This is a genomic window from Sphingomonas humi (genome assembly GCF_039536725.1).
GTDB classification, from domain to species: domain Bacteria; phylum Pseudomonadota; class Alphaproteobacteria; order Sphingomonadales; family Sphingomonadaceae; genus Sphingomicrobium; species Sphingomicrobium humi.
Genome location: NZ_BAAAZD010000001.1, coordinates 1,207,366 through 1,221,849, shown reverse-complemented (window position 1 = coordinate 1,221,849; position 14,484 = coordinate 1,207,366). Strand labels below are relative to the sequence as shown.

Here is a 14,484-nt window from a genome sequence, read left to right as displayed (position 1 = left end):
GGTCCTCAGGCTCCCGCCGGGGCCGCCGTGCCCGTCCTGGGCGCGGGCAGCAGCGCCGGCTCGGGCGCGTAATTGATGTCGAGGTAGGAAAGCTTTTCACGGCTGACCCGGGCGACTTCCTCGGCCGGGATGTCATAATCCCGGTTGTAGTCGAAGCTGTGCCAGATGGTGACCGCGATCAGCGCGACGAACGCCGCCACCGCCAGCCACCAGATGTACCAGATCATCCCGAAGCCAAGGACCGCGGCAAGACCGGCCTGGATGATCGCCGTGCCCGTGTTGCGCGGCATGTGGACCGGCCGGAAGCCTTCCGCCGGATGGGCGTAGCCGCGGCTCTTCATGTCGTACCAGGCGTCGAGATCGTGGACCACCGGCGTGAAGGCGAAGTTGTAGGACGGTGGCGGCGAGGTGGTCGACCATTCCAGCGTGCGGCCTTCCCACGGGTCGTCGCCGACACGCAGCTGGTCGCGCTTGCGGTAGCTTACGACCAGACCGACGATGAAGCCGATGATGCCGATCAGGATGATGCCGGCACCGATCGCCGCGACGATGAACCAGGGCTGCAACGTCGGATCGTCGAAATGGTGAACGCGGCGCGTCGTGCCCATCAGGCCGACAATGTAGATCGGCGTCCACGCCACCCAATAGCCGATCACCCAGCCCCAGAAGTGGACCTTGCCCCAGAACTTGTCGAGCTTGTAGCCGAATGCCTTAGGGAACCAGTATTCGATGCCCGCGAACAGGCCGAACACCACGCCGCCGATGATCACATTGTGGAAATGGGCGACCAGGAACAGACTGTTGTGAAGGACGAAATCGGCAGGCGGGACCGCCAGGAGCACGCCGGTCATGCCTCCGACCACGAAGGTCAGCATGAAGGCGATCACCCACATCATCGGCAGCTCGAAGCGGATCTCGCCGCGGTACATGGTGAACAGCCAGTTGAATATCTTGGCGCCGGTCGGAATGGCGATCACCATCGTCGCGATGCCGAAGAAGCTGTTGACGCTGGCCCCCGATCCCATGGTGAAGAAGTGGTGCAGCCAGACGAGGTAGCTGAGGATGGTGATGACCACCGTCGCATAGACCATCGACGAATAGCCGAAGAGCCGCTTGCCGGTGAACGTCGAGGTCACTTCCGAATAGATGCCGAACACCGGCAGGATGAGCACGTAGACCTCGGGATGGCCCCACAGCCAGACGAGGTTCCAGTACATCATCGGATTGCCACCAAGGTCGTTGGTGAAGAAGTTGGTGCCGACGTAGCGGTCGAGCATCAGCATCGCGAAGGCGCCGGTCAGGACCGGGAAGATCGCGACCGCCAGCACCTGGCTGCAGAAAGCCGTCCAGGTGAACACCGGCATCTTCATCATGGTCATGCCGGGCGCGCGCATCTTGATGACCGTGGTCACCATGTTCAGCGCCGATAGCGTCGTTCCGATGCCGGCTATCTGCAATGCCCACAGATAATAGTCGGGCCCGACCCCCGGCGAATTCTCGAGGTTGGCGACCGGCACGTAGTTGAGCCAGCCCGCGGTCGAGAATTCGCCCACGAACAGCGATACCATCACCAGTCCGGCACCCGCTGCGGTCAGCCAGAAGCTCAGGGAATTGAGGTAGGGGAAGGCAACGTCACGCGCGCCGATCTGCAGGGGCATGACGAAGTTGATGACGCCCGAGACCAGGGGGATCGCCACGAAGAAGATCATGATCGTCCCGTGGGCGGTGAAGATCTGGTCGTAATGATGCGGCGGCAGGTAACCCTCGTTCGCACCGAACGCCATCGCCTGCTGGAGGCGCATCATCACCGCATCGGCAAAGCCACGCAGCAGCATGACGATTCCGAGGATGAAGTACATGATGCCGATCTTCTTGTGGTCGACGGTGGTGAACCACTCCCGCCACAGATAGCCCCACAGCTTGAACTTCGTGATCGCCCCGAGCACGCCGAGCCCGCCCAGCGCCACCACCGCGAAGGTGATGAGCAGGATCGGCTCATGGATCGGGAAGCTCTCGAGGCTGAGCCGGCCGAAGATGGTCTTTGCGTCGAACACTTGGCGTTCTGCTTTCTCGGATGATCAGGTCATGTTGCGGTTGGCATCATCGCCGGGTTTGGTGACCCCCGGTGCCTTCCGCGGATCGGTGGGCTTGGTGACGTTGGCGCCGGTGCCCTTCTCTTCGGGCGACTTGAAGATCGCGCCCTCGGGCTTGTCGCCATGGGGCGGAGCCGAGCCGCGACCGGGCGGCATCGTCCCGTGCCCGCCGCCGTGGCCCATGTCCTTGGCCATGACATCGCCCATGCACGGCTTGCCGGGCTCGACGCAGCGCTCGACGATGCGGCGGAACAGGTCCTTGTCGCCGACCGAAAAGAGCATGGACGGCACCCGCTCGCTGGGCTTCACGAGCCTAAGGTAGGTCGCGGTGTCGAGGCTGCGGCCGCTGGCCCGCGCGCCGTTGACCCAGCCCGCGAATTGCTGGTCGGTCACGCCGCGGATCCGGAAGCGCATGCCCGAAAAGCCCGCGCCGCTGTAATTGCCGCTCAGCCCGAAGCTGTCGACCGGACGATCGAGCGCCGCGTGAAGCGTGCTCTGCATCCCCGGCATGGCATAGATCATCCCCGCCATGGTCGGCGCGTAAAAGGTGTTCATCATGTTCGACGAGGTGATGTCGAACCGCACTTCGCGATCGATCGGAAGGACGAGGTCGTTGACCGTCGCAATCCCGAGGTCGGGGTAGATGAACAGCCACTTCCAGTCGAGCGACACGACCTGCACCCGCAGCGCCTGGCTGTTCTGCGCCTTGCCCTCGAGCGCGGTCGCCTTGCGGTCGAGCGGGCGGAACGGATCGAGGAGGTGGGTGCTCGACCAGGTCAGCGCACCAAGCGCGATGATGATCAGCAGCGGTGCCGACCAGATCGCCAGTTCGAGCGTGGTCGAATGGTCGAAATTGGGATCGTAGGTCCCGCCCTTCCCCTTGCGATACCGCCAGGCGAAGACCACGATCAGCACCATGACCGGGACGATGATCAGGAGCATCAGTCCCGTGGAGATGACAATCAGGTCGCGCTGCTGGCGGGCGATGTCGCCGGCCGGATTGAACACCGCGCGCTCGCACCCGGCGAGCAGCAGCGCGCACAGCGCTACCGCCAGTGAACAGCGAACCGGGAAATGGGACAACGACTTCATGGAATGGCCAAGTAGGCTGGTGCCGTCGGCGCGGACATTGGACAAAATGTCCAATCCCATCCTTCCGCCGGCTAGGGCAAAGCGAGTGGCAATGTGGGAGTTCGCGCCTTGCGTGAGCCAATGCCAAAGCTGAGAGAAGACGCTTCACGATGAACACAGCGGCAGACAAAGCGCACTCCGCCTCGCTCGAGCGCGACGGGCGGGTGGTCAATTCGACCCATGGCGACATCCGCCCGGGCGAGATCGCGATCGGCGTCATCATCGGCCGCACCACCGAATTCTTCGACTTCTTCGTCTACGCCATCGCCTCGGTGCTGGTGTTCCCTTCCTACGTATTTCCCTACCTGCAGCCGCTCGAAGGAACCCTCGCCAGTTTTGCCCTGTTCAGCCTCGCCTTCTTCGGCCGGCCGCTCGGCACCTTCCTGTTCACCTACATCGACCAGCATCACGGCCGCGGGGTAAAGCTCACGATCGCGCTGTTCCTGCTCGGTGGTTCGACCATGGCGATCGCGCTGCTTCCCAGCCACGCCCAGGTTGGAGCGACGAGCGCCTGGCTGCTCGGGCTGTTCCGCCTGCTCCAGGGTGTCGCCCTCGGCGGCGCGTGGGACGGCCTTCCGTCCCTTCTCTCGCTCAACTCCCCGGAGGAGAAGCGCGGCTGGTATTCGATGATCCCGCAGGTCGGCGCCCCGCTCGGGCTGGCGCTTGCCTGCGCCCTGTTCGCCTATTTCCTCGCGCTGCTCGAACCTTCCGACTTCCTTCGCTGGGGCTGGCGCTATCCCTTCTTCGTCGCCCTGGCGCTCAATATCGTCGCGCTGTTCGCGCGGCTGCGGATCGTCGCGACGCCCGAATTCAAGCGCCTCTTCGACAATCGCGAACTGCAGCCCTCGCCGCCCTTCGAAACCCTCTTTTCGGAATGGCGCGTGATCCTGCTCGGGGCCTTCGCGCCGCTTGCGAGCTTTGCGCTGTTCCACCTCGTCGCGGTGTTTCCGCTGTCCTACAATCAACTCTTCACCACCTCCAGCCCGGTCCGCTTCCTCATCATCGAAGGGCTCGGCGCGCTGCTCTGCGTGGTGGCGATCGTCGCGTCGGGCATCCTTGCCGACAAGGTCGGCCGGCGCGCGGTACTGGGCGTGTCGGCGGCGCTGATCGGCACCTTCTGCTTCGCGCCGGTCCTGCTCGGCTTCGGGCAGTTCGGCGAGGGATTGTACCTGCTGCTCGGATTCATCCTTCTCGGCCTCAGCTTCGGGCAGGCGGCGGGAGCGGTGAACGGCAGTTTCCGGCAGCAATATCGCTACACGGGTGCGGCGATCGTCTCCAACTCGGCATGGTTCATCGGCGCCGGCTTTGCCCCGCTCGTCGCGCTGTGGCTGACCGCGACCTTCGGGCTGTGGGCAGTCGGCCTTTACCTGCTGTCGGGCGTGATCTGCACGCTGGGCGCCCTGCGCATCAACCGCCAGTGGGGCCGCCGCGAGAGCGAGAGCGAGAGCCCGGCCGTCGTCGCCGACTAGACCCCGGCAAGTTCGGCCAACACGCCTTCCAGCTCGGACAGGCGCTCGGCCGGTTCATCGCTTTGCGGGCGGAATAGCCAGCGCTCGTCCTTGGCCTGAAGCTGCGCGGGCGGGGCCACCCTGGCGTCCGCCGGCGTGATGGCGATAGCGGCCGGCCCCGCATCGATCCGCCGCACCCCGGCGGCACGGGCAAGCAACCGCACCTGCGCGGCGTCGAGCAAGGCTTCGGCCTCCACCGGAAGCTCACCGAAGCGGTCCGCCATCTCGGCCCTTAGCGCTTCGAGCTCGCCGCTATCCTCGAGCCGCGCGAGGCGGAGGTAGAGCGACAGGCGCACTTCCTCTTCGGGGATCCACGTCGCCGGCAGCCGCCCGGCGGTGCCCAGGCGAAGCTCGGGCTCGGGCGCATCGACTTCCTCGCCGCGGGCCCGCCGCAGAGCTCGCCCAAGCAGGTTCTGGTAGAGGTCGATGCCGATCAGCTTCAAATGCCCCGACTGCTCCTCGCCGAGGAGGTTGCCGGCGCCGCGCAGATCGAGGTCGCGGGCGCTGATCGCGAACCCTGCCCCCAGGCGATCGAAGGCGGCAAGCGTGTTCAGCCGGTCGAGCGTCCGCTTGGGGATGTCTGCCGTGGCGGTCATCAGAAGGATTTGCCCGCGCCGGGCCCCGCGTCCGACCCGGCCGCGCAGCTGATGGAGTTGCGCAAGCCCAAAGCGTTCGGCCTTGAACACGACCATCGTATTGGCGCGTGGCACGTCGAGCCCGGCCTCGATGATGTTGGTGGCAAGCAGGACGTCGCCGTCGCCCTTGGCAAAGCCGACCATCGCCTCGTCGATCGCGGCGGCGGGCATTTTGCCATGCGCCTGGACGAGAGTGAGTTCGGGAACCAGCCGCTTCAGCTTTTCACCAAGCGGCTCCATGTCCTCGATCCGCGGCACCACGACGAAGCTCTGCCCGCCGCGCGAGCGTTCGCGCATCAGCGCGGTGCGCAGCTTCGCTTCGTCCATCGCGCCGACTTCGGTGCGGATCGACTGGCGCCGGGCGGGCGGAGTCGCGAGAATGCTGACCGGCTGCAGGCCGACCAGCGCGGATTGCAGCGTGCGCGGGATCGGCGTCGCGGTCAGGCTCAGGGCGTGCGGGGCGCCAAGGCCGCGCAGCTTGTCCTTGTCCTTGGCACCGAAGCGCTGCTCCTCGTCGATAATGACGAGGCCGAGGTCCTTGTAGCTGACGCCCTTGCCGGCGATCGCGCCCGTGCCGACCACAAGGGAGATGCTGCCGTCCTTGAGCCCGGCGACCACCCGCTTCTTTTCAGCAGCGGTGACGAGGCGCGACAGCATCGCAACTGCGATGCCAAGGTCGGCAAAGCGATCGTGGAAGGTTTCGAGATGCTGCCGTGCAAGCACCGTCGTCGGTGCGGCGAGGGCGACCTGCTTACCGGCGAAGACTGCCATCGCCGCCGCCCGAAGCGCGACCTCGGTTTTGCCGAACCCGACGTCGCCGACCACCAGCCGGTCCATCGGCTTGCCCGAACAGAGGTCGCCGCGGATGGCGTTGACGGCGCGGAGCTGATCGGGCGTTTCGGTGAAGGGAAAGCCCGCGACCAGCTGTTCGTAGCGCGCGGCGTCGGGGTCGATCGCCTCGGCCTCGGCCTTGGCCCGCTCCGCCGCCAGCGCAACCAGACCGCGCGCGGTGTCGGCGACCGCCGCCAGCACCTCGCCGCGGCGCTTCTCCCATGACGAGCCGTCGAGCTTGTCGAGCGTCACGGCGTCCTCGTCGGAGCCGTAGCGCCACAGCCGGCCGGCGTCGGCGACGGGCACCAGTCGGCGCGCGTCCCCGGCAAAGCGGAGCACCACCGCGTCGCCGCCTTGTTCGGGCAATTCGGTGATGCCGGCGACGACTGCCAGTCCGTGATCTTCGTGCACGACGACGTCGCCGGGCCGGATTTCGGGCGCGGCGAAGAGCTCGGCTGCGGACGCGTCCTGCCCGCTGTCCTGCCCTGCGCGCGAGCCAATCAGGTCGCCGGCGGTCACCGCGACCAGCGCGCCACGCGTGAAGCCGCGGCGGACTGCCATCGGCAGCGCCAGCACCGACGCCGGCGGTGCTGCGAGCACGTCCTTCCATTCCCCGGCTGCCGCGACCTCGGTCTTCAGCGCCTTCGCCACCCGGCCCGACAGAAAGCGAAGGTCGCGGGGCGAGCCGAGCAGGACCAGGGTCTTGCCATCCGCCAGCGCGGCCTTGGCGAAGCGCAAAAAGGCGCGTTCGGGTCCACGCTGCTCGACGAACCGCGGCGGCGCGGCAGCAAGTTGGGCGGACAGGTCGAGGGGTTGAAGCGCACCGGCCGCCTTCTGCCACGTTTCCTCGTCGCAGATGTCGGCCAGCGCGCGTGCCGGGCGCCGCCGGGCGCTGTCGGCGGCGAGGTTGAGGAACAGCTTGCGCCGACGGTCGGCCCCTTCGTCAAGCGCCAGCACGGCGCCGGGGAGATGGTCGGGCAGCGGGACGCCGTTGCGCGCCGATGGTTCGGCGACGGTCCCGATCTCCAGCCGGTCGATCTCCTGATCGGTAAGCTGGGTGAGGGGATCGAAAGTGCGGATGGCGGTGATGACGCCGTCCGCCACCTCGATCCGCACCGGATGCGGACGGTCGCCGGGATAAAGGTCGGCGACATTGCCCCGGACCGCGACTTCGCCGGGTTCATCGACCCGGTCGTCGTCATGATAGCCAAGGCCATGCGCGGTGTCGGCAAAGCCTTCGAGATCGAAGCGGTCGCCGCAGCTGAGGAGCGGCGGTTTGGCGACGAAGGCGGCGGGCGGTGCGACCAGCCGTCCGGCCGCTTCGCCGCTGCTGACCAGCAGGACCGGGCGCTCGTCTCGGACCGCCTCAGCCAGGTGGCGAAGGGTCGCGGTACGCTGGCCGGCGACGCTGGGCGAGGCGGGCGCGTCGTCGCCCGGAAGGACGTCGGAAGCCGGGAGGTGGAGGACCAGGCGGGCGCCCGAGACGCATGCGGCGGCCCGCGCCACGGCATCGGCGCGGACTTCGTCGCGGGCCAGGAAGAGGAGCCGCGGCGCCTCCGCCGAAAGCAAGGCCGCAACCATTTCGCCGATCTCGAGATCGGCTCTCTTTTGTTCATCGCCCCGCGCCATCGTCAGGGAACGGGCCGGGCCGGTGGCTGTTCCCGCCGCCTCAATCGATCAGCTTGCCGGGGTTGAAGATACCCTGCGGATCCATCGCCCGCTTGATCGCCCGCAGCGCCTGGATCCGCGCCGGCGGGGCGAGCCGGGCAAGCTCGTCCTTCTTCATCTGGCCGATCCCATGTTCGGCCGAGATCGAGCCGCCGGCGGCGGTGACGAGGTCGTGGACCAGCGCGCTGACCGCCTTGCCCTCCCTGCTGTCGGCCCAGTCGCGACCAGCGCCCGCCGGGGCACGAACGTGGAAGTGGACATTGCCGTCGCCAAGGTGGCCGTAACCGCTCGCTTCGGTGCCGGGGAAGCGCTGTTCGATCAGCCGCGCTTCCTCGGTCAGGAAGCCCGGAACGCGGTCGATCGGAAGCGAGATGTCATGCTGCGCGGCGGGGCCCTCGGCGCGCTCGGCCTCCGAAATCGAATGGCGAAGGCGCCACAGCGCCTCGGCCTGCGCCTCGCTTTGCGCGATCGCCGCATCGCCGACCTGCGGCGCATCGGCCAGCAGCCGTTCGAGCAACTGCTGCGGCGGTTCATCGGCCGGGCCGGCAGTGGCTTCGATGAGGACATGCCACGGCCATTCCCCGGCCAGCGGGGCGCGGGTCTGCGGAATGTGATGGAGGACACGGCCGAGCAGGACCGAAGGGATGAGTTCGAACCCCTCGATCTGGCCGGTCGCGCCTTCCAGTCGCCGCAGCAGGGCAAGCGCCTGGTGCGGATCGGCAAGCCCTATCCACGCGACCGCGCGCTGCACGGCGCCGGGCACCAGCCGCAGACGAAGCGCGGTGACGATGCCGAGCGTCCCTTCGGCTCCGACCAGCAAATGGTCGAGGCTGACGCCGCGATTGTCCTTCTTCAGTCCAGCGAGGCTGTCGTGGACCTGCCCGCCGCTCAATACCGCTTCCATGCCCAGCACTTGCGCCCGCATGGTGCCGAAGCGCAGCACCTGCGTCCCCCCGGCATTGGTCGAGGCAAGCCCGCCGACGGTGGCCGAGCCGCGCGCGCCAAGGTCGAGCGGGAAGCGCGCGCCGACGTCGACCGCGGCCTGCTGGAGGTCGTGGAGGATTACCCCCGCCTCCACCACCGCATGATCGGGCGCGAGGTTGCGGATGCGGTTCATGCGGCGGAGCGAGAGGATGACCGACGAGCCGTCGGACGGCGGGGTCGCACCGCCGACCATCGAACTGTTCCCGCCCTGCGGAACGAGGCCGATGCCATGGAGTTCGGCGGCTTGGACGATCGCGGCCACTTCCTGCGTGGTAGAGGGCTGGAGCAGCGCCGCGCTGGTTCCGGTCCAGCGGCCCCGCCAGTCGGTCAGCCAGGGTTCGATCTGGCCTGCGTCGGTGACGATGGCCCGATCCGGCAGGCGCGCCGTGAGGGTGTCGAGGAAGGTGGCGAGGGTCATCGGCGGGCGCCGGAAAAAGGAAAACTGCCTTGGATTTCACTTTGTCCACTTCGTCCCGCGGCGGGAGCCGGCCCTGCGCGAAGCGGGGACGTGAAGCGGGGGAATGGCGGCCGACCCATGCTTTGGGCGATGCCATTCGCTTTCCTATTGTTCAAGTTGGCCGCGGCGGGCAAAGCTTCGCCTTCGGCTTACCGGGGGGTGGCTCGTGAACGCGTGGATGTGGGGCCTCGGCCTCGTGGTGATCGCTACCGTCCTGATCTCGCTCGCCGGGCGCGCGCTGCAACGCCGGCTGCGGCTGATGCGCGACGATCATTCGCTTCGCCCCAGCCTGTGGAACCGGTTCTACGCGGTCGACTGGGGCGAGACGGCGACCAACAATTACGGCTTTGCCCCCGCCGACGAGGATGGCGCGTCCGACCGCTTCCAGCGGCAGATGTACCGCGAGATGTTCAAGGCGCTGACGCTGAGCGGCAAGCAGGTGGCGCCCGGAGCGCGCCTGCTGGAAGTGAGCTGCGGGCGGGGTGGCGGGCTCGACGCCTTCCTTGAGGCGGCAGGGCCCGGCCTGTTCGAAGCAACCGGGCTCGACGTGGCTGCCAGCGCGGTCAGTTTCTGCGAGCACAAGTGGACGCGGCGGAGCGGCCTGAACTTCGTCGAAGGGTGCGCGATGAGCCTCCCCTTCCCCGACGCGAGCATCGACGTGCTGCTCAACGTCGAAGCGTCGAACGACTATCCCGACCGCCGCCGCTTCTTTGCCGAGGTGCGGCGCGTGCTGAAGCCCGGCGGGGTGTTCCTTTACGCCGACACCGAAAAGGCCAAGCATGAAGGGCGGATGGCGAGCGAGCTGGACGAAGCAGGCTTCGGGTTCCAGCTGCGCGACATCACGCCCAACGTGGTCGCCGCCTGCCGCGAGGACAGCCCGCGCCGCCGCGAGGTGATCGCGTCGGCCGTTCCCCTGCCCGCCCGGCTGGTGCTGCGCAGCGAACTGGCCAATTATGCGGCGATGGAAGGCAGCGAGAAGTTCGGCCATTTCGCCAGTGGCCAGCGCCGTTACTACCTGACCGCCGCACGGCCCGTCATGGCAATGGCGTCATGATCCAGCTGGTGGTGGCCCGCGCGACGAACGGCGTGATTGGCCGCGACGGCAAACTGCCGTGGCACCTTCCCGAGGATCTGAAGCGCTTCAAGCGGCTGACGCTCGGCACCGCGATGATGATGGGGCGCAAGACCTTCGACAGCCTGCCCGGGCTGCTGCCGAGCCGCCGCCACATCGTCATCACCCGCGATCGGGAATGGACGGCGGCAGGCGCCGAGGTGGCGCATTCACTGCCCGAGGCATTCGCCCTGGCGCCACCTGACGATGTGAGCGTGATCGGCGGCGCAGAGATCTTCCGCCTCGCACTGCCCTTCGCCGAGCGGATCGAGCTGACCGAGGTGCTGGGCGAGGTCGCGGGCGACACGAGGATGCCCGACCCGCGCGAGAGTGCCCCTTGGCGCGAGACGTTCCGCGAGGACCATCCGGCGCAGGACGGACGACCGGCCTTCGCCTTCGTGACGCTGGAGCGCGCCTAGCGCCGGACCGCGATCTCCCCGGCGGTCTTCTGCAGGCGCTGCACCTGCTCGCCAAGCACGGCATCGACCGCAGGGGCGAAGACCGCGGCGCGACCGTCATTCAGGCCCACGACCTTGTAGGTCATCGCCAGCGTCGAACCGGCGCCGGTGGGGGTGATGGTCCAGATCATGGTGCCGGCCTGCGCCTCGGTCTTGAGCGGGCCGAGCAAGCCCATCAGCAGGAGGCGGCGGCCCGGTTCGGCGATGCCGACGACCAGGTGCTCGCGCCGTTCGCCGCCGGGCATCGCCTCGCACCAGCATCCGGTTGGCTTCAATTCCAGGCGGAGGTTGGCGGCCTTGCCCGAATAGGTGTGCGCGTCCGACCACCAGCGCGACGGTTGCCCGAGCAGTGCGTAGAGCCGGTCGGGATCGAGCGCGGTATCGACGCTATAGGCGACCTCGAACCGGTCGGGTCCGACCGCGCGCACGTCGGCGGCCGCGGGCGTCGCCACCAGCGCCGTCGCCGCCGCGATTGTCAGAAGATGCCGCATTGCCCCTCCCCCGGGTGAACCGCGCGAAGGATGCGCGCGTCAGGCGGCGGCGTCCAGCACCGCGTCGATCTGGCGCGCGACCTCGTCGACGCTCGCCATGCCATCGACCCGGCTGACCAGCCCGCGCTCCTCGTAATAAGGGAGGACCGGCGCGGTCTTGGCGCGATATTCGGCCATGCGGGTGCGGACGGTCTGTTCGTTGTCGTCCGGACGGCGCTTGAATTCATGCCCGCCGCAGACGTCGCAGGTGTCCTGCACCGCGGGCGGCTTGAACCGGTCATGGTAGGGCGCGCTGCAGGTGGCGCAGGTGAAGCGGCCGGTGATGCGCTCGACCAGGGCTTCCTCGTCGACCTCGAGCTCGACCACGTGGGCGAGCGTGCGGCCGCGTTCATCGAGCAGGATGTCGAGCGCTTCGGCCTGGTGCTGGGTGCGCGGGAAGCCGTCGAAGATGGCGCCCTTGCCGCGGCTCTGGTCGAGATGTTCGCCGATCAGGGCGGAGACGATCGCGTCGCTGACGAGTTCGCCCGCTTCCATTACCGCCTTGGCCTTGAGGCCGACCGGCGTGCCGGCCTTGACCGCCGCGCGCAGCATGTCCCCGGTGGAGAGCTGGACCATGCCGCGGGCATCGACCAGCCGCTGCGACTGCGTGCCCTTGCCCGCTCCAGGCGGTCCCAAGAGGATGATATCCAAGCCGAAAAGCTCCCCTGTTCCGTCAAGCCTGCTTGTCACGGGCTTGTCATAGCCCGTCAAGCGTCAGCGGCGCGCTGGGCGCCCGCCCTTCAGCTTCGCCTTCTTGATGAGGTCGCCATATTGATGCGCGATCAGGTGACCCTGGATCTGGCTGACCGTGTCCATCGTCACGTTGACGACGATGAGCAGGCTGGTCCCGCCAAGATAGAAGGGGATGCCGGCCTGGGTGAACATGAATTCGGGCACCAGGCAGATCAGCGTCAGATAGGCGGCGCCGATCACCGTCAGGCGGGTCAGCAGGTGATCGAAATAGCTTTCGGTCGCCTTGCCCGGACGGACGCCGGGGATGAAGCCGCCATGCTTCTTGAGGTTGTCGGCGGTTTCTTCCGAATTGAACTGCACCGAGGTGTAGAAGAAGCAGAAGAAGATGATGCCGAAGCCGTAGAGCGCCATGAACACCGGCGAGCCGTGCTGCAGATAGGTGCTGAGCGTGACCAGCCATTCCGACCCGCCTTCGCTGCCCGGGGTCGCGCCGGCCATCTGGATGACGGTCAGCGGCATCAGCAACAGCGAGGAGGCGAAGATCGGCGGTATGACGCCGGCGGTGTTGATCTTGATCGGTAGGTGCGAACGCTCCTGCGCCATCATCCCGCGGGCCGTGGCGCGCTTGGGATACTGGATCAGCACGCGGCGCTGGGCCCGCTCCATGAAGCAGATGAAGAGGATCAGGCCGACCACCACGCCGATGATCAGCAGGATAACCAGCGGGTCGATCGAGTTGCTGCGGCCGCCTTCGAGCAACTGCGCGAGGGTGCGCGGGAGCGAGGCGACGATGCCGGCCATGATGATCAGCGACACACCGTTGCCGATGCCGCGGCTGGTGATCTGCTCACCGATCCACATCAGGAACAGGGTACCGCCGACGAGGCTGATGGTGGCGGCGACGCGGAACATGACGCCGGGGTCGACCACCGCCGGGATGCTCTGGTTGGCGCCGAGGCCTTCAAGGCCGACCGCGATGAAATAACCCTGCACCGTGGTCAGGAGCACGGTCAGGTAGCGGGTATACTGGTTGAGCTTCTTGCGCCCGGTCTCGCCCTCTTTCTTGAGGGTCATCCACGGGCCGTACATGGTCGCGCCAAGCTGCACGACGATCGACGCGGTGATGTAGGGCATGACGCCGAGGGCGATGATGCTCATCCGCGCCAGGCTGCCGCCCGAGAAGGTGTTGAAGAAGTCGAGGACGCCGCCGCGCTGGGTGTTGAAGAGCTGGGCCATGGCGCGCGGGTCGATGCCCGGCATCGGCACGTGGCTGAGCAAGCGGAACAGGATCAGCGCACCGATGGTGAACCAGATGCGCTTCTTGAGCTCGGTCGCCTTGCCGAAGTTGGCAAGGCTGATGTTCGAAGCCAGTTGTTCGGCTTGAGATGCCATGTGCTTGTTCTAGTCCCTACCCCAGGCCGCCCATATAGGCGCGTCATCCGCCATTGCGAGAAGCGAAGCGACGAAGCAATCCAGTGCCGGAGCGCTGGATTGCTTCGCTGCGCTCGCAATGACGGTAGTGGCGGCGGTTACTTGGCCGACTTCGCCGACTTGGCTGCCTTGTCGGCCAGGCGCGCTTCACGAGCGGTGCCCTTCTTAGCCTTGGCGAGCTCGGCCTTGTCCTTGCGCTCGATCAGCTCGACGCTGCCGCCGGCCTTCTCGATCGCCTCGCGGGCGCCCTTGCTGACGCCGGCGACCTTGAAGCTGAGCTTGGACGAGAAATCGCCCTTGCCGAGGATGCGGACGCCGTCCTTGCCGCCACGGCCGACGCCAGCGGCCTTGAGCGCGGCGTGATCGATGGTGCCGTTGGCATCGAGCGTCCCGGCATCGACCAGCTTCTGGATCGCGCCGAGGTTCACTTCGGAATAATCCTTGGCGAAGATGTTGTTGAAGCCGCGCTTCGGCAGCCGCATGTGAAGCGGCATCTGGCCGCCTTCGAAGCCCTTGATCGAGACGCCCGAGCGGCTCTTCTGGCCCTTCTGGCCGCGGCCGGCGGTCTTGCCGACGCCCGAACCGATACCGCGGCCGACTCGAACGCGGCTCTTGCGGGCACCAGGATTGTCACGGAGGTCGTTGAGCTTGATGGTCATGTCAGTGCACTCGCTTTCGCTTTTGTCGCGCCGCTGGGCCCCTGTCCGAAAACAGAGGCCCAGCACTTGATTGGTGATGAGAAATCGGCCCCTAGCGCGTGCCGGGGGCGAATTCCAGTTACTTCGCCACGCTCACCAGGTGCTGCACCTTGCGGATCTGGCCGAGGACCTCGGGGGTCTCTTCCACTTCCACGGTGCGGTGCATCTTGTTGAGGCCGAGACCGACCAACGTTGCGCGCTGGGTCTTGTCGCGGCGGATGGGCGAGCCCGTCTGCGTGATCTTGATAGTGGCCAC

General features: G+C 67.2%; 12 protein-coding genes. 3 read left to right on the top strand and 9 right to left on the bottom strand.

Translation table 11 applies throughout. The features are described from left to right. Positions 1 to 5: 5 nt before the first annotated feature. Positions 6 to 2,054, bottom strand: coding sequence for a cytochrome o ubiquinol oxidase subunit I (cyoB, locus tag ABD729_RS06150; protein ID WP_344709272.1), 2,049 nt, complete (start codon positions 2,052 to 2,054; stop codon positions 6 to 8). A gap of 24 nt (positions 2,055 to 2,078) precedes the next feature. Further along, on the bottom strand, positions 2,079 to 3,185 hold the full coding sequence (gene cyoA, locus ABD729_RS06145) for a ubiquinol oxidase subunit II (protein ID WP_344709271.1): 1,107 nt from the start codon (positions 3,183 to 3,185) through the stop codon (positions 2,079 to 2,081). Positions 3,186 to 3,334: 149 nt separating this feature from the next. Here cyoA and ABD729_RS06140 point away from each other — a divergent pair, with 149 nt between their 5' ends. Further along, on the top strand, positions 3,335 to 4,693 hold the full coding sequence (locus ABD729_RS06140; protein WP_344709270.1) for an MFS transporter: 1,359 nt from the start codon (positions 3,335 to 3,337) through the stop codon (positions 4,691 to 4,693). On the opposite strand, the gene ABD729_RS06135 is transcribed toward ABD729_RS06140, so the two are convergent. Both ABD729_RS06135 and ABD729_RS06130 read right to left on the bottom strand, forming a co-directional pair. Further along, positions 4,690 to 7,827, bottom strand: a complete 3,138-nt coding sequence (locus tag ABD729_RS06135; protein ID WP_344709269.1) for a helicase-related protein — start codon at positions 7,825 to 7,827, stop codon at positions 4,690 to 4,692. The genes ABD729_RS06140 and ABD729_RS06135 overlap by 4 nt on opposite strands. A 40-nt stretch (positions 7,828 to 7,867) precedes the next feature. Continuing rightward, positions 7,868 to 9,268, bottom strand: coding sequence for an FAD-binding oxidoreductase (locus tag ABD729_RS06130; protein ID WP_344709268.1), 1,401 nt, complete (start codon positions 9,266 to 9,268; stop codon positions 7,868 to 7,870). Between the two features lie 205 nt (positions 9,269 to 9,473). On the opposite strand from ABD729_RS06130, the gene ABD729_RS06125 reads away from it, so the two are divergent. Both ABD729_RS06125 and ABD729_RS06120 read left to right on the top strand, forming a co-directional pair. Beyond that, positions 9,474 to 10,361, top strand: coding sequence for a class I SAM-dependent methyltransferase (locus tag ABD729_RS06125; RefSeq protein ID WP_344709267.1), 888 nt, complete (start codon positions 9,474 to 9,476; stop codon positions 10,359 to 10,361). Next, positions 10,358 to 10,837: a dihydrofolate reductase gene (locus ABD729_RS06120; protein WP_344709266.1), complete on the top strand. Its 480-nt coding sequence runs from the start codon at positions 10,358 to 10,360 to the stop codon at positions 10,835 to 10,837. Before ABD729_RS06125 ends, ABD729_RS06120 begins: the two co-directional genes overlap by 4 nt. Here the strand turns inward: ABD729_RS06120 and ABD729_RS06115 are convergent. The 5 genes from ABD729_RS06115 to rpmD all read right to left on the bottom strand — a co-directional run bounded on the left by ABD729_RS06115 (position 10,834) and on the right by rpmD (position 14,484). Then, entirely contained in the window at positions 10,834 to 11,367 is a 534-nt protein-coding gene (locus ABD729_RS06115) for an ATPase (protein ID WP_344709265.1), read from the bottom strand. The two genes, ABD729_RS06120 and ABD729_RS06115, sit on opposite strands and share 4 nt — an antisense overlap. 39 nt (positions 11,368 to 11,406) lie before the next feature. Beyond that, positions 11,407 to 12,057 carry an adenylate kinase gene (locus tag ABD729_RS06110; protein ID WP_344709264.1) on the bottom strand — a complete coding sequence of 217 codons (651 nt, stop codon included), beginning with the start codon at positions 12,055 to 12,057 and terminating at the stop codon, positions 11,407 to 11,409. A gap of 63 nt (positions 12,058 to 12,120) precedes the next feature. Beyond that, positions 12,121 to 13,491 (bottom strand): preprotein translocase subunit SecY, encoded by a 1,371-nt coding sequence (secY, locus tag ABD729_RS06105; protein WP_344709263.1) that lies wholly within the window; start codon positions 13,489 to 13,491, stop codon positions 12,121 to 12,123. A 137-nt stretch (positions 13,492 to 13,628) separates the two neighbouring features. After that, the gene (gene rplO / locus ABD729_RS06100) at positions 13,629 to 14,183 is read right to left on the bottom strand and encodes a 50S ribosomal protein L15 (protein WP_344709642.1); all 555 of its coding nucleotides are present in this window, start codon (positions 14,181 to 14,183) and stop codon (positions 13,629 to 13,631) included. A 124-nt stretch (positions 14,184 to 14,307) separates the two neighbouring features. Then, a complete protein-coding gene (gene rpmD, locus ABD729_RS06095; protein ID WP_344709262.1) occupies positions 14,308 to 14,484 on the bottom strand; it encodes a 50S ribosomal protein L30 in 177 nt (58 codons plus the stop codon).